The sequence below is a fragment of the Salinisphaera sp. C84B14 genome, from assembly GCF_040361435.1.
GTDB lineage: Bacteria > Pseudomonadota > Gammaproteobacteria > Nevskiales > Salinisphaeraceae > Salinisphaera.
In genome coordinates, this window is the sequence record NZ_APNL01000008.1 from 65,467 (window position 1) to 82,209 (window position 16,743).

Annotated in this window: 23 protein-coding genes; all 23 read left to right on the forward strand. The window is 60.0% G+C overall.

What is annotated here, in order from left to right; genetic code table 11:
- Positions 1-1,103 precede the first annotated feature (1,103 nt).
- The 23 genes from C84B14_RS08675 to C84B14_RS08785 all read left to right on the forward strand — a co-directional run bounded on the left by C84B14_RS08675 (position 1,104) and on the right by C84B14_RS08785 (position 16,715).
- On the forward strand, positions 1,104-1,217 hold the full coding sequence (locus C84B14_RS08675) for a VOC family protein (RefSeq protein ID WP_353223373.1): 114 nt from the start codon (positions 1,104-1,106) through the stop codon (positions 1,215-1,217).
- A gap of 62 nt (positions 1,218-1,279) precedes the next feature.
- Entirely contained in the window at positions 1,280-1,525 is a 246-nt protein-coding gene (locus C84B14_RS08680) for a VOC family protein (protein ID WP_353223375.1), read from the forward strand.
- A 115-nt stretch (positions 1,526-1,640) separates the two neighbouring features.
- On the forward strand, positions 1,641-2,042 hold the full coding sequence (locus C84B14_RS08685) for a GNAT family N-acetyltransferase (protein WP_353223377.1): 402 nt from the start codon (positions 1,641-1,643) through the stop codon (positions 2,040-2,042).
- Between the two features lie 99 nt (positions 2,043-2,141).
- Positions 2,142-2,429 (forward strand): hypothetical protein, encoded by a 288-nt coding sequence (locus tag C84B14_RS08690; RefSeq protein ID WP_353223379.1) that lies wholly within the window; start codon positions 2,142-2,144, stop codon positions 2,427-2,429.
- Between the two features lie 72 nt (positions 2,430-2,501).
- Positions 2,502-2,906: a hypothetical protein gene (locus C84B14_RS08695; protein ID WP_353223381.1), complete on the forward strand. Its 405-nt coding sequence runs from the start codon at positions 2,502-2,504 to the stop codon at positions 2,904-2,906.
- 273 nt (positions 2,907-3,179) lie between these two features.
- Positions 3,180-3,512 carry a YceK/YidQ family lipoprotein gene (locus C84B14_RS08700; protein ID WP_353223383.1) on the forward strand — a complete coding sequence of 111 codons (333 nt, stop codon included), beginning with the start codon at positions 3,180-3,182 and terminating at the stop codon, positions 3,510-3,512.
- A 361-nt stretch (positions 3,513-3,873) separates the two neighbouring features.
- A complete protein-coding gene (locus C84B14_RS08705) occupies positions 3,874-4,236 on the forward strand; it encodes an HNH endonuclease (RefSeq protein ID WP_353223385.1) in 363 nt (120 codons plus the stop codon).
- A gap of 98 nt (positions 4,237-4,334) precedes the next feature.
- Positions 4,335-4,646, forward strand: coding sequence for a hypothetical protein (locus C84B14_RS08710; protein WP_353223387.1), 312 nt, complete (start codon positions 4,335-4,337; stop codon positions 4,644-4,646).
- Positions 4,647-4,733: 87 nt separating this feature from the next.
- Positions 4,734-5,375 carry a Vat family streptogramin A O-acetyltransferase gene (locus C84B14_RS08715; RefSeq protein WP_353223389.1) on the forward strand — a complete coding sequence of 214 codons (642 nt, stop codon included), beginning with the start codon at positions 4,734-4,736 and terminating at the stop codon, positions 5,373-5,375.
- A 180-nt stretch (positions 5,376-5,555) separates the two neighbouring features.
- Positions 5,556-5,891 (forward strand): zinc ribbon domain-containing protein YjdM, encoded by a 336-nt coding sequence (locus C84B14_RS08720; RefSeq protein ID WP_353223391.1) that lies wholly within the window; start codon positions 5,556-5,558, stop codon positions 5,889-5,891.
- A 291-nt stretch (positions 5,892-6,182) separates the two neighbouring features.
- A complete protein-coding gene (locus tag C84B14_RS08725) occupies positions 6,183-6,836 on the forward strand; it encodes a hypothetical protein (protein ID WP_353223393.1) in 654 nt (217 codons plus the stop codon).
- A gap of 421 nt (positions 6,837-7,257) precedes the next feature.
- A complete protein-coding gene (locus tag C84B14_RS08730; protein ID WP_353223395.1) occupies positions 7,258-7,824 on the forward strand; it encodes a sigma-70 family RNA polymerase sigma factor in 567 nt (188 codons plus the stop codon).
- Positions 7,821-8,585: an anti-sigma factor gene (locus C84B14_RS08735; RefSeq protein WP_353223397.1), complete on the forward strand. Its 765-nt coding sequence runs from the start codon at positions 7,821-7,823 to the stop codon at positions 8,583-8,585. The genes C84B14_RS08730 and C84B14_RS08735 overlap by 4 nt, the downstream gene beginning before the upstream one ends.
- Positions 8,586-8,899: 314 nt before the next feature.
- Positions 8,900-9,244: a hypothetical protein gene (locus C84B14_RS08740; RefSeq protein WP_353223399.1), complete on the forward strand. Its 345-nt coding sequence runs from the start codon at positions 8,900-8,902 to the stop codon at positions 9,242-9,244.
- A 65-nt stretch (positions 9,245-9,309) separates the two neighbouring features.
- Positions 9,310-9,894, forward strand: coding sequence for a GNAT family N-acetyltransferase (locus tag C84B14_RS08745; protein ID WP_353223401.1), 585 nt, complete (start codon positions 9,310-9,312; stop codon positions 9,892-9,894).
- A gap of 182 nt (positions 9,895-10,076) precedes the next feature.
- Complete coding sequence (locus tag C84B14_RS08750; RefSeq protein ID WP_353223402.1) at positions 10,077-12,038, forward strand: EAL domain-containing protein; 1,962 nt, start codon at positions 10,077-10,079, stop codon at positions 12,036-12,038.
- A gap of 185 nt (positions 12,039-12,223) precedes the next feature.
- Positions 12,224-13,594 (forward strand): GntP family permease, encoded by a 1,371-nt coding sequence (locus tag C84B14_RS08755; protein ID WP_353223404.1) that lies wholly within the window; start codon positions 12,224-12,226, stop codon positions 13,592-13,594.
- A gap of 48 nt (positions 13,595-13,642) precedes the next feature.
- The gene (locus C84B14_RS08760; protein WP_353223406.1) at positions 13,643-14,209 is read left to right on the forward strand and encodes a hypothetical protein; all 567 of its coding nucleotides are present in this window, start codon (positions 13,643-13,645) and stop codon (positions 14,207-14,209) included.
- A gap of 75 nt (positions 14,210-14,284) precedes the next feature.
- Positions 14,285-14,728 (forward strand): thiol-disulfide oxidoreductase DCC family protein, encoded by a 444-nt coding sequence (locus tag C84B14_RS08765; protein WP_353223408.1) that lies wholly within the window; start codon positions 14,285-14,287, stop codon positions 14,726-14,728.
- A 99-nt stretch (positions 14,729-14,827) separates the two neighbouring features.
- Entirely contained in the window at positions 14,828-15,544 is a 717-nt protein-coding gene (locus tag C84B14_RS08770; protein WP_353223410.1) for an AzlC family ABC transporter permease, read from the forward strand.
- Positions 15,537-15,869, forward strand: coding sequence for an AzlD domain-containing protein (locus C84B14_RS08775; protein WP_353223411.1), 333 nt, complete (start codon positions 15,537-15,539; stop codon positions 15,867-15,869). Before C84B14_RS08770 ends, C84B14_RS08775 begins: the two co-directional genes overlap by 8 nt.
- Before the next feature lie 80 nt (positions 15,870-15,949).
- Complete coding sequence (locus tag C84B14_RS08780; protein WP_353223413.1) at positions 15,950-16,441, forward strand: GNAT family N-acetyltransferase; 492 nt, start codon at positions 15,950-15,952, stop codon at positions 16,439-16,441.
- A 7-nt stretch (positions 16,442-16,448) separates the two neighbouring features.
- Complete coding sequence (locus tag C84B14_RS08785) at positions 16,449-16,715, forward strand: hypothetical protein (RefSeq protein WP_353223415.1); 267 nt, start codon at positions 16,449-16,451, stop codon at positions 16,713-16,715.
- Positions 16,716-16,743 lie beyond the last annotated feature (28 nt).

The window sequence follows — 16,743 nt, forward strand, 5'->3', positions numbered from 1 at the left end:
AATAGCAGTAAACAAAAGCGATAGCTAAGATGTTCGTATTGCTATGCGAATTTTAGGCAGCATGCTATACCTATCAACAGTCGTATACTTGGCGTTATGCATTTCAAAAGCCATGTCGTATGTAGAACCTACAGGCCGAGTCGTCGAGTCACGTCTGATAAATGACGTGGCCTTCCTCACGATCACATTCGACCGGATGGACGTTGGGCCGGTCGCACCAGCAGGGTTATATGTTGATCCGGGATCGGGAGAAGAAAGGTTTCAACTCCACAAGGTCGTAAATCAATTCAGATTGACCTTCCAGTTTGAGACCTACCATCCTATCCAGACGCCGCCCTCAGCGGGAGAGGTATTTTCGTATAGAGGTTGGTGGATGCCGGAGGTCATGGAAGCTGCGCTAGACGAGGAAACTTCTTGGAAACATAGGACCTACCCCGACGATGGTACTCATATCCATTGTCTTTTCACTTGGGAAACAATTGCTGCTTGCGTCGAAAATAAGCAAGGGTGGTGGTCGAAAAAGTATGGTTGGATATGTGAGCAAGCCTATGAAGACCACATTGTTAGAGACATATATCGCCTTCGGGTATCGAGACGTGCATAAGAATGCGCTGCAGTTGACCGCCCAAAGCGCTGCCGCGCTTCGGGTTCCCTCCGCAGCCTTCGGCTGCTCCGGCGACAACTGAGCTTCGGCGTTAGGAGCTACCGCGAGAATGGGGAAAAATTTCCGCCCGAACAAATGAGGCTCTATCGCCTAACAGACGAAATTCTTCACTACCTTTGGGATCCCATCGGAGTGGCAGGAATTGCTGAGGCGAGGGACGAGTATTACGCCTATCTACCAGAGGTGTTTGGGCTTTTGCTAGCGGCTAAAAATGAAAGTGAGATCGCCGCATACCTGACGCGAGTTGAGTCCCAACGTATGGGTGGAACCCCGGATAATACGAGTAATATCAAAATCGCCGGGATGTTAATAGACGCCAGGAAAGCATTGCTCGATCATGGCTCCTAACAAGTCGCTGCAGTTGACCGCCCAAAGCGCTGCCGCGCTTCGGGCGACAACTGAGCTTCGGCGTTAGGCGGCAAGTGGAAGAACTCGATCAATGAACTTACTTGTCAATATCGACGTGCCCGATCTTCAAGAGGCAATCAGCTTCTATACCGAGGCCTTCGGGCTCGTACACGTTCGCACCATGAATAATTCGTTGCAGAACTGAGTGGCGCTGCAGCGCCAATCTACCTACTTATCACCGCAGCAGGATCCGCGCCAACTCAAAAAATGGATGTATCACGGGCGTATTCTCGTCACTGGACTCCAGCGCCTATCGATTTTGTCGTCGATAATCTTGATGTCGAAGCCGCGAGAGTCGTCGCTTGCGGCGCAGTTCGTGAAAGTGAGTGCAATCAATGGAACGGGTCGCGTTGCATAACCTTCTCCGACCCATTTGGCCATGGCTTTTGCCTTATAAGTTTCGATCGTAAGACATACGGCGGCGCCTCAAATGCCGCTGAACTAAAGCGTTAGGTAAGAGATGACTATTCGGAAGCTAACTCAAAGTGATGCAGTAGCGTTTAAGGAGCTAAGGTTATCGGGCCTCGTCGAATGTCCCACCGCATTCGGTTCGAGTTAGGAAGAGGAAGTGGCGATAGGCATTTCTGATTTACAAGATCGCCTAAAACCGACCGATGCTTCCGCACTTTTCGGCCATTTCGACGAAGGCAAACTGGCCGGGGTAGTTGGTTTGCAGCGTGAAGCCAACTATAAGATGCAGCACAAAGCGTTTATTTGGGGGATGTATGTTTCGCCAGCAGCGCGAAGCAAAGGCGTTGGAAGGGCGCTTTTGGATCGCGCCATGGATTTTGCATCGTCACGTGACGGTGTACGTCAAGTGACGCTTTGTGTAGTAGTAGACGATGTGGCCGCGCGGTCATTGTATGAGACCGCTGGGTTTCAATCTTATGGCACCGAGCCAGAAGCTCTGTCAGTCGAAGGTCGGTACTACGATGAAGAGCTTATGTTCCAGTATGTTGAGCGAACCTAACGGATCGGTGCAGTTGACCGCCCAAAGCGCTGCCGCGCTTTGGGTTCCCTCCACGGCCTGCGGCCGGTCCCGCGGCAACTGCGCTTAGGCGTTAGAGCTATGAATACATTGCAGTCACACGAAGAAGAGTTTGAGGCGGGCACGGTAACGGAATCCGGCTATGCAGCGTTAGATGATGCCGAGGGCTACGGAGCCGCATCCTCTGTCGGTTCGGGCAGCGTCAGCATCGACAAAGTATGGCAGGCATACCGTCAAGGCAGATCGCTTTGGTTGTACTGTAAGGACAAATTGATGTTTCAGCCCAATACAGAAGACGAGTTGGCTGACTGGTGCGAGAACAACTTTCCAGCGTGTTATGGAGAGTATCTTCGGCGCAAAAAGCACTAACAAAGTGGTCAACGGGACGCCAACTACGCTGCGCTCCGTTGGCGCCCGTTACCACGGGCGTTAGAGGCTGCAATGTCGTTTGCATCGGAAGCTTTTAAGCGGTTCATTGTCGCCGTAGGGTCACTGGCTACATTGCTTTTGGTGCTATCCGTCCTGGCTTTTTCGTACATGAGTTCGGGAATCTTTGGTACCGCACCCTTTGACAAGAGAAGCTGGGCCGCCAGTATCAGCAATGAAGAGCAAGCAACTTGCTATAGAGGTGGAATGGCAAAGGATGTTCGAGACAATGTGCTATTGAGGCAGATGACAAGAGCAGATGTTATTGCTTTGCTTGGACAGCCCAGCGGAAACGTTACCGAACAGGAATACCAATACGCGCTTGGCATGTGCAGCGGTTTCGGAATTGATTATGACATTTTGCATGTTTATTTCGACGAGCGAGGGAAATTCTCCTATGCACAAATAATTCAGCATTAAAGAAGCACTTTCTAACAAGTGGTTCAATGCCGTTTGCTTTGGATTTCGGATGCCTCCAGGCCACATCACGATGATTCGTCATGCCGTCCGTCACGATCCAAGCATAGCTTTCAAACACGCTCTCTTGAATGAAGAAAAATTTCAAATTGAGATCGCGGCCGATTAGCAGCTCTAACGATACGCTGCAGTCGACCGCCCAAAACGCTACCGCGTTTCGGGTTCCCTCCGCAGCCTTCGTCTGCTGCGGCGGCAACTGAGCTTAGGCGTTAGATAATGAATAAAAATTTTGCACTTGTTCTTATTACGTGCTCGCTGGCTGCCGGCTGCGGCACGATGATGTCAAAGAACGCTGAACTTTGGGAACAAGATTGTGCTCAGGACGAGCGTGTGTCTCTACCACGTGTGTATAGCGGCACGGCTCTAGATTTGTACGCAGTGGGTAAAGATTTACCGCGCGGCGGCCAAATTGGTGCTTTTTTATTCTGGGATATACCGTTTAGCCTCGTGGCGGATACGGTAATTCTTCCTTATACCCTCTATGGTCAGATTCGGCACGGTAACCATACTTGCCAGGTCCGCGGTGAGGAGAAGGCGATTGATGCCTAACGAATCGCTGCATTTGACCGCCCAAAGCACCGCGCCGCTATGGATTCCCTACGCAGCCTCCGGCTGCTCCGGCGGCGGCATCGCTACGCGTTAGGTACGAGGTGGAATTTTGGAGTTAAAAGAGTGCGTTCGTGAGCCAGTCCCAGAACTATTTGATGCGGCTCGCCTTCTTGATGCAGCTGTTACAGCATGCCTAAGAGGGCACGGTGAACTTGCAGGTCACCTGTTCCAACTCGCTGACGATCCGTCCGTTCGCAATTGGACCGAATCCTTATGGGGGAAGGCAAGCCCTTACGTAAAAGTCAGAGAAGTGTCCGGCCTCCCGCCAGCGCTAGTCCAAGATCAGCGAATTCCGGTACGAATGCCGACGGCTGAAGAACGTCGCGTACTTCGTGAGCGGGACGGGTACCACTGTCGGTTCTGCGGCATCCCGGTCATTCGAAAGGAGATTAGAGAGAAAGTGAAGCGCCTGTATCCCGCGGCGGTCACTTGGGGCAGAGCTAATCTTAGCCAGCACGCGGCGTTCCAAGCGCTGTGGCTCCAATATGACCACGTTTTACCTCATTCGCGCGGTGGCGATAATAGTCTGGATAATTTGGTCATAACATGCGCCCCCTGCAATTACGCGAAGTGGAGCTATCACGTCTCGGAGATTGGATTGCTCGATCCACGGGGCCGACCACCTCGCCATTCATGGTGGGATGGGCTCGAGCGTTTTAAGTAGTAGAGGGTTTTACATAACCGGCCGCTGCAGTTCCCCGCCCAAACCATCGCCACGCTTCGGTCGGCAACTGAGCCTAGGCGTTATGCGCTAACCAAGAGATGAAAAACGCTGATTCCCACGTATCCTTTTTGAACGCGCAAGCCGTTTTCTGGGGCTGGCTCGGCGGGTTGTTCGGACCACTGTTTATCAGTTTTGGCATATCGGAAGGGTTTGGGTCGCCGCATTTATGGCTGGGCACGGTCGGGACGGGAATCAATGTGCTAGCGCTACGGGAAGGCATGAGGGCGAAGCGTGAGCAACGCACGTCGGATTTCGTTGTCTACGGGCTTGTATCGGCTTTTGTGCTGTTAGTCGGCGTAGCTGTTGCCGTACTTGATGTGGCGGCCACATCACAGAGCGCTGCAGGTTGAAGCCCACCGTGCTGCCGTGATTCGGCTCTGCCTTGCGGCGGCCCGTTTCGCTTGAACCTGGAGGCGGCGTAAAACGCTGGAGAAGGATTGAACGGTCCCGACCCCGAAACCAAGCACCCAATGGTAGGATTTCCGCAGGTGTGCTTCATCAAGAACACGGTGCGTAATCCCAATATCGTGGTTGGCGATTACACCTACTACGACGACCCCGAGTATTCGGAGAATTTCGAGCGCAACGTGCTGTATCACTTCCCGTTCATCGGCGACAAGCTGATTATCGGCAAGTTCTGCGCCATTGCTCGCGGCGTGAAGTTCATCATGAACGGGGCGAATCACAGGATGTCAGGCATATCCACCTATCCGTTCCAGATTTTCGGGAATGGTTGGGAGAAGGTCATGCCCGCGCCGGACGATCTGCCATACAAAGGCGATACGGTTATCGGCAACGATGTCTGGATCGGCTACGACGCTCTGGTGATGCCGGGTGTCCATATTGGCAATGGGGCGATTGTTTCTTCTCGTTCTGTCGTCGTATCCGACGTGCCGGCGTACACGATCGTGGGCGGCAACCCGGCCAAGCCGATAAAGCAGCGCTTTGGGCCGGAAGAGGTTGAAACGCTCAACAAGGTCGCATGGTGGGACTGGCCCATCGAAAAGATCACGAAGCATCTGGATCAGATCGTAGGGGGTGACGTCGAGTCCCTGGCGGCACTTACAAAGGCGTCCTGACGGCGCACTCTAGGCGGCTGGAACGGTTTTGGCCCAAGCGCTTCTGGGCGCAGCCCGTCATGTGGCCGAAGCCGGCGCGCCACCGAGTGTGTATGACTGTGTCTGGCGAAGCGTCCTAGCGCTCGCTCGGGCCATGTCCTGCGCTTATCATGGCGCCTCGAATCACCCGGAATAAATCGTATGTCGTTGCCGCCGTGCCCCGAATGTCAGTCGCAGTTTGCCTATCGTGATCAGGCGTTTCTGGTTTGTCCTGAATGTGCGCACGAATGGAATCCGGACGAGTTGGCCGTAGAAGACAAGACGGGGGCCAAGGACGCGAATGGCACGGCGTTGGCCGAAGGCGACAAGGTCACGCTGGCGAAGGACGTGAAAGTAAAAGGCAGTTCGATGGTGCTGAAGATCGGCACGAAAGCGTTGGTCAGGCGAATTCTCGATGCCAAAGATCACCAGCTGGACTGCAAGGTAGACGGCGCGGGGGACATGATGGTGACGGCGGCGTTCGTCAAGAAGGCTTGAGCGCCAGGTTGCTGGTTCAGGAGTACGCTACCGCCTACGCGTCGCAGCGGACGTCTCGGCCAACGCCGATCGGCGGTTTGTGTCCAGGACCAGTGGCAGAGCAAATCGCGGTTGAGCTGGAACTACCCATACGTGTCTTGTAAGCGCAAGCAGGAAACCAAGTGCCGTTCACACCGTTTCACATGGGCCCGGGCATAGTGATCAAGGCGTTGATGGGCGGTTCGTTCAGCCTGATGATTTCACGACGAAATACTGCTCGCCAAGACATGTAACTCGATATGATTTTCTCCGGTGCTCGGCGTCGAGGGCGCCTGTCCGGCTTCGATCGTTTTTCAACCGTGCGGTTTAACTCATCTGACCATGCCAACCTTGAAAAGTCTGTCCTTGCTCCTCGCCGTAATTCCCGTTCTGCAAGGCTGCGCCTACGCGCTGGTTCCAGAAACCAGCGACCCGCTCCGGAAGATCGATCAGGCGTATCAAATGTGGAGCGTCGGGCGATGGGTCCCGGCCGAGGGATTGGGCAGGGAGGCCCTGGTTCTGGGTGAAAAGTCGGGCGACCCGGTGGCGATCGCGAATGCGCATCGCTACCTGGGCAACTTCTATAAAAGTGGCCTGTACCGTGAGCATGCGCAGTGGTTCGCCGAGCAGGGGCGTTACGACCCGACGAGTGGGTTGTCGATCTCTCACTTCGAGAAAGCCGAGCAGACCTGGGCGTCGATCGATAACCACGTAGGCATGGCGTTGGACCAGTTCAATCAGGGCGTGGCCTACTCGATCGACGAGAACCACGACAAGACCTGCGAACGATATGCCACGTCGTTGGATACGTACGAATCCGCGCGCGAAGAGTTTGCAAACACCCCGCTCCCCATCGGCCCGCACTTCAAGGATTTTCCCTCGATGGTCGAGGCATTCGGCGACCAAGAGAACTGCGAAGCGCTTTAGCCGTGCGTCGCCACGTCGCCTGTGAAGCGATCAAAATAAGTAAGAGCAGTATTGTCGTCGCCGTTCCGGGGTGGCGATGCTCGTTGGCTCGCAAGGCCGGGATGTCGCATATCGCCGTAGCGAAGGCCCATCGCGGTTAGACGACATCAAGACTGCCGGGTGGCGACGATCGTCCGGGAGGGGTAGCCTTGGCATCCGCCTTGGGGGTGGACAGCTCTATTGGTCTACAATACGCGGCCCGCGAAGCCCTTGCGTGCAAGAGGCTTCGCAGCTAAATTGCGCCGCGCCGGTATGCCCGAGTCGCGCCCGTCAGCGCCCGCTCTAGTGTTATTACGAAGGTAAAGTTTTGATACCAAGCCGTTGTTTTTACAGCACTTTGCTCGCCGTACGCGTGGTTGTGCGCGAGCCGGCCCACTAGCAGGTGGCCGACCGGGAGCAATTGGCCGCGCTGTTGGCGCGCACGGCAGAGGGCGACGAACGCGCCTTCCAGGAACTCTACGCTGCGACCTCCGCGCAACTTTATGCGCTGTTGCTGCGTATCCTGCGTAACCCGGAGCAGGCACGGGATGCGCTGCAGGATGCCTATGTAAGGGTCTGGCAAAAAGCGGATACCTATGCTCCGGATCGGGGGGCGCCTCTGACGTGGCTTTTGTCGATTGCCCGCTATCGCGCACTGGATGTACTCAGACGCAAGCGCCCTGAAGTGGCGATGCCGGAGGAACCGGACATGATGGCTACACTGCTCGAAGATGAGCAGGCGCTCTCGCCGTTGGAAGAGAACGAAAACCAGCAGTCGCTTGATGCCATTCAGGAGTGTCTCAAGACGCTGCCCGCGCAGCAGCGCGACAGCGTGCTGTTGGCCTACTACGAGGGACTTACGCATCAGGAATTGTCTCAGCGGTTGGATGCCCCCCTGGGCACGGTCAAGAGCTGGATCCGGCGCGGCTTGATGCGGCTGCGTGAATGCCTTGCGGAGCGTGCGTCGTGACATCTCAAGAACGGGACGACAACCTCGTGCTCGAGGCCGGCGAATACGTGTTGGGTACGTTGGCACCGGACGCGCGAGCGGACTTCGAGCGGCGCCTGGAAACCGACCCGGCCGCGCGCCGCGAGCTTGCGTACTGGGAGCATCGGCTTGGCAGCCTGGGCCTCGACCTGGACCCTGTCGAGCCGCCGGCTGACGTATGGGAACAGCTGGCCGGCACGTTATCGCTCAAGCAGTCGACGCCGGCTTCGCCTGAAGCTGTGCCTAGCCGCGTCCAGGCCCCGGCGGCGAATCAAGTGCGGTTCTGGCGGGGCGCGGCGATCGCCGCCTCCATTGTGGCGATGGTGCTGGGTGCCATGCTGCTGACCCAGCCGGACTATCAACATGGCTACGGCGAGCCCGATCCGCCGCATGCGTATACCAGCATCGTCTACGACGACCCGACCGGCACAGGCTGGCTCGTGACCGCCTGGGCAGGCGATGATGAAATGCAGGTGGTCGCCCTGGGCGACTACAACGTTCCTGAAGGCAAGGAATTGCGTGCCTGGCTCAAGCCGGAGAACGGCGAGCCCATACCGTTGGGCGCCTGGCCGCACGAGAAGGGCGGTTATAACGTGTCGCTGAGCCGGTCCACGGTGCAAAAGATGGCATCGAAGGCGAAGCTGATGGTGTCGATGGAGGATGCGGGGGCAACCGACCAGGCAGGTTCGACGCTGCCCGGTAAAGTCATGTGGAGTGCCCCCATACTCAGCCGCACGAGCTAGCTCCGCCGGCCCGCGGCTCAGGCGCGGCCGGGTTCGCTGTCGCGTGCCCGAGCCGTGCATCCGGCCCAGCGTCTGTTCGATGCGGATACGCCAGAACGCGGCTGAGCAGGGCTTCGCGGCCGCCAGCCCGGCTTCAAAAAATCTCGCGAGCCGCGTGCCACGGCCTGGCGCTCGGGCCGGCCTGGCGTTCTACCGATGTGGGCATGCTGGACGGCGAGCACTCAGGCGTTGTCCACGGGCGAAGATTGTTCGTCGCGTAAACTATGACTGATACCGGCGGCGGGGCGGCAGCTCATGGAGCGGAGTCAGTCACGATGAAACTGCTACTTGCGATCGCACTATTTTCTGCCAGCGCCTCGGCAGCCGTTCTGGACACGCCGCACTACGTGGTCGATATCAGCCCGCAGTGCGAGGAAGGTAACGTCTCCTGCGATCGCGTCGTTTACCGCGGCAAGAGCAAGCGCAGCGGCCATGCGATCACGCTTCAGGGTCACAGCTGGCATTCGCGCTGCGGGGACGGTGTCACCCCCTGTCGTTTCCTCGGCTACCGTTTCGAGAACGGCGACGTCACCTACTACGTTCACGAACAAGGCCGGCTGCGGGTGGTTCGTGACCGGGACGAGGTGCTTGTCAACGAACAGGGCCGGTGGCTGCGCTAGCCCCGGCAGGCGCCATGGCGCCATCGAAAACCTGCCCGCTGGCCCAGTTCCCGCCCCAGAAGCCGATGAAACAGAATATCTACGATGAGCCCGAGTCCTCGTTTTCGCGCGATGGGGCCTCATCGATGCTGCTCGAAACACCGCGACTGCGCCTGCAACCGCTGTCGATGGATGACGTGCCGGCGTTGGCCGCGATCCTCGCGGATCCGGCGGTGATGAAACACTCGGTCGGTGGCGTTTGCGACGAGTTGGCGACGCGGGATTTTATTAACTGGTGTCGAGAGTCGTATGCGGCCCATGGCGTCGGGTCATGGGCGCTCGTGGATAAAAACGATTCGTCGCTGATCGGATTTTGCGGTGTGGGGCCGGAACTCGTGAACGGCGTCGAGGAGATGAACCTGGGCTATCGGCTGGCGACCCGCTATTGGAACAAGGGGTTGGCCACCGAGGCGGCTAAGGCTGTGCTGGCACACGCATTCCGAGGCCGGGGCATGGGGTCGGTTATAGTCATTATCGAACCAGACCACGTCGCATCGTTGAAAGTGGCCGAAAACGCGGGCTTTCGCCAGTTCCATTCGATCACGTTCCACGGTCGTTCGGTCCGGCTTTATCGACTGCGCCGGGCGGATTGGCTGAACGCGGTTTCCTAAACGCCGCGCCGGGGCGGCCGATAACAGACATCTAGTCGCGTAGAGTCATTGGTAGAAACCTGCTTGCTGCTCGGGCGCGCAGGGGTTGGGGCATAGCGAATACGCTTTCGCGCCGTCGCATCGGGGCGCCGACAGGGAAGGTCGCAGCGTGCGGCAAAAGCGGACCAAGGGCAGGGGCAGTGGTGACAAAGCGCAAGAACGCAGGCACACGGGATCGGCCCGAAAGCGGGGCGCCCACTACGGCCGGGCTCGACGGCGAGGCGCGAGCGCATGCCGGCGACGGCCGACCCGCTTCGGACGCATCCGACCCGCCCGAGTTGAAATCGCTCGACGCCCGGGTCGGCGAACTGCTTCGCTCCGAGCTGTGGGACGACGCGCAGGAGGAACGCTACGATCGTTTCACCCGGCTTGCCGCGCGTATATTCGATGCCCCCGCGGCCCTGATTCTGTTGTTCGACGCGCATCGGCATCTGTTTAAATCCCGTTTCGGCTTTCAGCTGGGTCGCGAGAGCCAGGAGCTTGAACTCTGTCGCCAGGCCGGCGCACAGGGCACGCCCGTCGTGATCGAAGACCTGGCGCCGGGCGTCGATAGCAGCGCAGACACTGCGGTTTCCCAGCCGCGTAATATCCGGTTTTTCGCCGGGCAGGCGCTGTGCGCCGATAACGGCGAGGTGGTGGGCTGCGTGGCGTTGATGGACTTCAAGGCACGGGGCTTCGACGTCAATGCCCGGCATACGCTCGTCGAGCTCGCGCTTCTGGTGGAAGAAGAGTTCAACCTCAACGCGGCGATGGCGTCGACACGGGCGGGCATGGCCGAGCTGCTGGATCGGGACGCGGCGCTGCCTTCGGCCACCCATATCATCGCCTACGAAAAGATCGAGCTGTTGGTGGAGCAGGCCGGCAACGCCGGTCGCAAGCTGGGTATCTTTTATCTGAGCCTGGATAACCTCTACGACATGTCGCTCGCCTATGGGCCGGGGCGGATTCAGGCGATGATCAACCGCTGGATGGACGGGCTTAGAAACCACAGCGAGAACCTGATTTATATTGGCCGCCTGTCGGAGCGCGGCTTCGTGGGCGCGTTCGAGTTCGAGGGGGACGTACGTGCCGGACGCCGGCTCTGCGAGCAGCTGCGGGTCCATGCCCAGCAGGAAGTCGAGCACGAGGAACTGCGGTTTTCATTCGAGGCCAGCGCCGGGCTGTGTGTCTCCCCGGACCACGGTGATTCCGGGGTGGCGCTTATTGGCCGGGCACAGCTTGCCCACGAAAACCAGAGCTGGAACAACGAAACGTCGTTGTTCAACGCCGCGATTGCCAAGCGGTTTCGTCGCCGCTCGGCGTTACGCACACGCTTCGAGGCCGCGGTTGAAGACGGCTCGGTGCATTTTCACGGCCAGCCGATTTTCGCGAATGCGGACGGCGCCCTGGTCGGCATCGAACTGCTGGCGCGCTGGCAGGACCCGGAGCTGGGCGAGGTGTCGCCGAACGAGTTCGTGCCGGTCATCGATCCGGAAAAGGGCCCGCGCCGCGCGCTCGTGGCGGCGGCGCTCGACACCGCCTGCCGGTATGTCGCGGCCTGGCAGGCCCGGTCGCAGTTCGTGCCGTACATCACCATCAACGTATCCGGCGCCGAGCTTTTCCGACAGGATTTTCACGAGCTGGTGGAGGACAGGCTGGCACACCACGGCGTGTCGGCAGAGCATCTCGTATTCGAGCTGACCGAGCGCAGCGTGATTCGCGATTTCGAGCTGATGGCGCGCTCGCTGCGCCGCCTGACCGATACCGGTGCCCGTATTGCCCTCGACGATTTCGGCAGCGGGTATTCGTCGATTGCCTATCTCACCCGCCTGCCGATTTCGATCGTGAAGTTGGACAAGCGCGTCGTTCAGCAGATTGACGCGCAGGGACCGGCCGAGGAATTGGCCCAGGGGATCGTCGCGCTGGCCCATGGCCAGCAGCTCGCAATCGTGGCCGAGGGGGTGGAAACGCAGGCGCAGTGGGAAACGGTGCGTGCCATGGGCTGCGAATATACGCAGGGGTTTCTGCTGGGCCGCCCGCAGTCGGAAGACGCGCTGCTTGCCCTGATCGCCGAGCAGCGCAGTAATGCGACCGAGCAGGCCGACCCGCAGACGGCGCCAGAATAGGCGCGACGGCGCGCTTGCATGACGCAGGCCACCGCCGCGCATGCCGGCCAGCCGGACAAGCCGTTGCGCGCATTGAGTCCCAGTTCCGTACGACCGACCGGTATGCCTGCCGCGGGGCTGGTTTCCTGCCTGATGCTTCTGTTTCAATAGCGCCCTCGACCCCCGTCCGTCGCCGGCTGCTGTCCATGCTCTACGCGCTGATCCTGCTCGCCCTGATCGCTTTTATCGTATTCGCGACCTCCGGCTTGAAGCTGCATCCGTTTATCGTGCTGCTGCTCGCCGCGCTCATCGGCGGGCTGGCCTACGGCGTGCCGGCGCTCGAGGTCGTGGACGCGATCGGAACCGGCTTTGGCAATATTCTCGGCAGTATCGGGCTGGTGATTGTGTTCGGCACCATCATCGGCGTGATTCTGGAAAAGAGCGGTGCCGCCCTGACCATGGCAGAAACGATCATCCGTGCGCTCGGCCAGCGTTTTCCCACGCTCACGATGTCGTTGATTGGCTATCTGGTATCGATCCCCGTGTTTTGCGATTCCGGCTACGTGATTCTCAACTCGTTGAAGAACGCAGTTGCTGCACGCATGAACGTATCCGTGACCGCCATGAGCGTGGCGCTGGCGACGGGCCTTTATGCCACCCATACGTTCGTGCCGCCCACGCCCGGGCCGATTGCGGCGGCCGGCAATCTGGGCATCGGCAGCAATCTTGGTCTGGTGATCGGCCTGGGCGCGATCGTGGCGCTGATTACCGCCCTGGCCGGGATGCTCTGGGCGAATCGGTTTCTCGGCCGTGACGATGCCGATGCCGGTTTGCTTACCGAAGAAGCCGACGCGCTCAACGCCGAAGACGCGTTTGCTGCCTTTCGCGAAAAACACGGCGCGCTGCCGGGCGCGTTTTCGTCGTTCGCGCCGATTCTGTTGCCCATTGTGCTGATCTGTCTTGGATCGATCGCCGCGTTCCCGTCGGCGCCGCTGGGCGAGGGCGGTCTGGCGAGCGTGCTGACATTCCTGGGCAACCCGCTGGTTGCGCTGGCGCTCGGCCTGATTGCCGCGTTGCCATTGCTGCCGGCCTCCAAACGACGTGACGCACTCGAAGAACGGGTGAGTGCGGGTATTATCGCGGCCGCGCCCATTCTGATGATTACCGGCGCGGGCGGCGCGTTTGGCCAGGTGCTCAAGGCCACGCCGCTGGCGGAATTCATCGGCGAAACATTGTCGACGCTCGGCATCGGTATCTTCATGCCGTTCGTGGTCGCGGCCGCACTCAAGACCGCCCAGGGCTCCTCCACGGTCGCGCTGGTCACCACCTCGGCGCTGGTGGCGCCGTTGCTGGGCGATATCGGCCTCGACAGCGAAATGGGCCGGGCGCTGTGCGTGCTGGCCATCGGTGCCGGTGCGATGACGGTTTCGCACGCAAACGACAGCTTCTTCTGGGTGGTGTCTCAGTTCAGCCGTATGCCGGTCGCGCTGGCCTATCGGGCACAGACACTGGCCACGCTCATCCAGGGCACGGTCGGTATTCTGGTGGTCTGGCTGATGTCGCTGGTACTGCTCTAGAATCGCGCCCGTGTATCGACGGCGTGTTTGCTGCGAAAGGTGGAAATTATGGTTTCAGTCGCACCGGGGCGCGGGCGGGCACGCATCGACCACTCAGGTCCCAATCTGGTCATCACGATTCCCAGCAAGAAGAATTATCTTCTGCTGACTTTTCTAGCGGTTTGGCTGTGTGCATGGTTGTTCGGCGTGGTTTCGGCGTTGACGAGCATGGATCTGTCGTTCGAGCAAGCCGGCGCACAGGTATTCACCCTGGTGTGGCTGCTGCTCTGGTGTATTGGCGGTGCCTTCGCGATCGCGGCTTTGCTGTGGGGTATGGCTGGCAAGGAGGTCGTGACGATCGGCCGGCAAACGCTCTGCCACGACAAACGGGTGCCGATATATACGTGGCGGCGCGAATACGACATTACGCATATCCGCAGTCTGAGTGCTTCCGGCGGCACGACAGCGTCGGTGTTCGACCCGTCTCGATCGCTCGAATTCTGGGGCCTGACCGGCGGCAGTATCCGCTTCGACTACGGCCGCAGCACGCATCGATTCGGCGTCGGCCTGGATGATGCCGACGCGAAACATGTCGTGGCGCAGATCGAGCAACATAACGCGGCATTGACCCAATAGCCGGGGTCCGTGGCCAACGGTGGGGGCTGGGCGCTGGTATCGCGTACCCGGCCGAAGCCGCGTAGGCTCGGGTTCATGCACCGCACGCAGTCTCGACCGCCTTACCTCGACGCCGGCGACCGCGTCATCCTTTTCGACGGCGTATGCCGGCTATGCAATGCCTGGTGTCGGTTCATTCTTAAATACGATACCCGGCAGCGTTTTCGCATGGCTCCGGTGCAGTCCCGTGCCGGCCAGGCGATTCTGGCGCACTTCGGTTTGCCCACGGATCGCTTCGATACCATGTTGTACGTCGAGGGCTACCAGGCCCATGAACGCTCCGACGCCGTGCTGCGCGTCGTCACGCAACTCGGCGGGCCCTGGCGGCTTGCCGCCGTTCTGTGGCTGTGCCCGCGTCGGGTACGGGATTTCGTCTACGACCGTATCGCGCGTCACCGCTACCGGCTTTTCGGGCGCTACGACCAGTGCGAGCTGCCGCCGTCAGATAATGCCAAGCGTTTTCTCGACAGCCGGGACTAAGCGTCAGTCTGCCGATACCGCGGCGCGCGTTTCATCGGCCGAGTAGATGCGTCATCATCCCGTGTTTTGGGCTCGGCGCGTGGCTAAATGGAATCGGGCATGACGAACAGGCCGCGGCTGGCCGCGGACTTCCGGGCCGGGGCACAAACCGTGTTGCCGGTTTTGATCGGCATTCTGCCGTTTGCGTTGATCGCAGGCGTGGTGGCCGTACGCCTCGGCTTTTCCCCGTGGCTGGCAAGCGCGCTGTCGGTGCTCGTGTTTGCCGGCGCGGCCCAGCTGGCGACGATGCAGCTGCTTTTCGACGGCGCGCCGCTGCTGATCATTTTGATCACCGTATTTTTCATCAACCTGCGTTTCATGATGTACAGCGCGTCGATTGCGCCCCATTTTCGCGGCGCATCTGCGGGAACGCGTGCCGGGCTGGCGTATTTCCTGACGGATCAACCGTATGTATTCGGCGTGTACGGCTTTGCCGAGCGTCCGATGCTGGCCAGCCGTATCGCATTCTATCTGGGCGTGGCGCTGCCGCTGTGGTGCTGCTGGCAGCTCGGCACGATTGTCGGCGCCCAGGCCGGCGCGCGGCTGCCCGAGGCATGGAACCTGGAATTCGCCATTCCGCTGGTTTTTCTGGCCATGATCGTGCCCGCGATCCGGGACAAGGCAAGCATCGCGGCTGCGGTGGCTGGCGGCATCGTCGCCGTAGCGGGCCATGGGCTGCCGTGGAATCTCGGCCTGATCGGCGGGGCGTTGACGGGTATCGCCAGCGGTGTGGTCGTCTCCCTGCTGATGGGCGACACGGAGGCCGATGATGGCTGACACTGAGGTGTGGATCGCCGTGCTCGCGGTGGGTGCGCTGACGTTTGCCTTGCGCTGGTCGTTCATCGCGCTGGCCGATTCGCTGGCGATGCCGGCCGGCGTGCAACGCGCGCTGCGCTTCGTGCCGGCGGCGGTGCTGGCTGCCATTCTGTTGCCGGCGATTGTCGTGGACGAAGGCCATATCGCGCTCACGCCGGACAACCTGCGCCTGTTCGCCGCCGTCGCGGCCGCGGTGGTGGCCTGGCGCACCCGCAATATGCTCTACACCATCGCGACCGGCATGCTGGTGCTGTGGGTGTTGCAGGCGCTGCGGGCGATGCTCTGAACCCCACCGCGGGTGGTTGCACGAGCCGTGGCCTCGCGGGATCGGCTAGGCAGTGCCTTGTTACCGGTTATGCTTGGGGCATGAAGCGATTCGCCCCCGACGATGTCGAGATCCCACAGGGATTTGCCACCACAGGCTATTGCCTGCGGCCGTTGACCATCCACGACGTGGTCAAGGACTACGATGCCGTGATGTCCAGCCGGCAACGCCTGCAGGGCCTGTTCGGCCCGCACGATCCGTGGCCGGCGGACGATCTGTCTCTCGAGCAGGATTTAATCGACCTCGGCTGGCACCAGGGCGAATTCCAGCGCCGCAGGTCGTTTGCCTACACGGTGAAGCGACCGGACGAGTCGCAGTGCCTGGGCTGCGCTTATGTCGAACCATCGACCCGCGAAGGCTATGACGCACAGCTGTTCTTCTGGGTGCGCGACAGCGAAAGCCATACGGGGCTCGAAGCGGCGCTCGAGCGCGATCTCGAGTCCTGGCTGAGCCGCGAATGGTGGTTCGACCGGGTGGCCTGGCCGGGCCGGCGTATCAGCTGGGCTGACTGGTTCGAGCTGCCCGAGGCCTGAAAGCAGGATGGTTGATGCCGACACGCCAGGCTTCTATCTGGTCTTCGCCGAGGGCGCGGATAGTGCGGCATTGCACGCGAACTTCGATGCCGTACGCCTGCGCGAAGATCTGTTTATCGTCTACGCTGCCATGACGCGCTCCGAGGTCTATCATGCCGTGCGCGATCTCACCGCACCGGGCGCGCTCATGGCGGCACCGCTGGCCGCCCATCCCAAGTTTCGCGGCATGGATGCCGGCGCGCTCAAGTGGCTCAAGCAGCGCAGCAACGCTTGACCACCGCAACCCTTAGATGCCCCGGGGC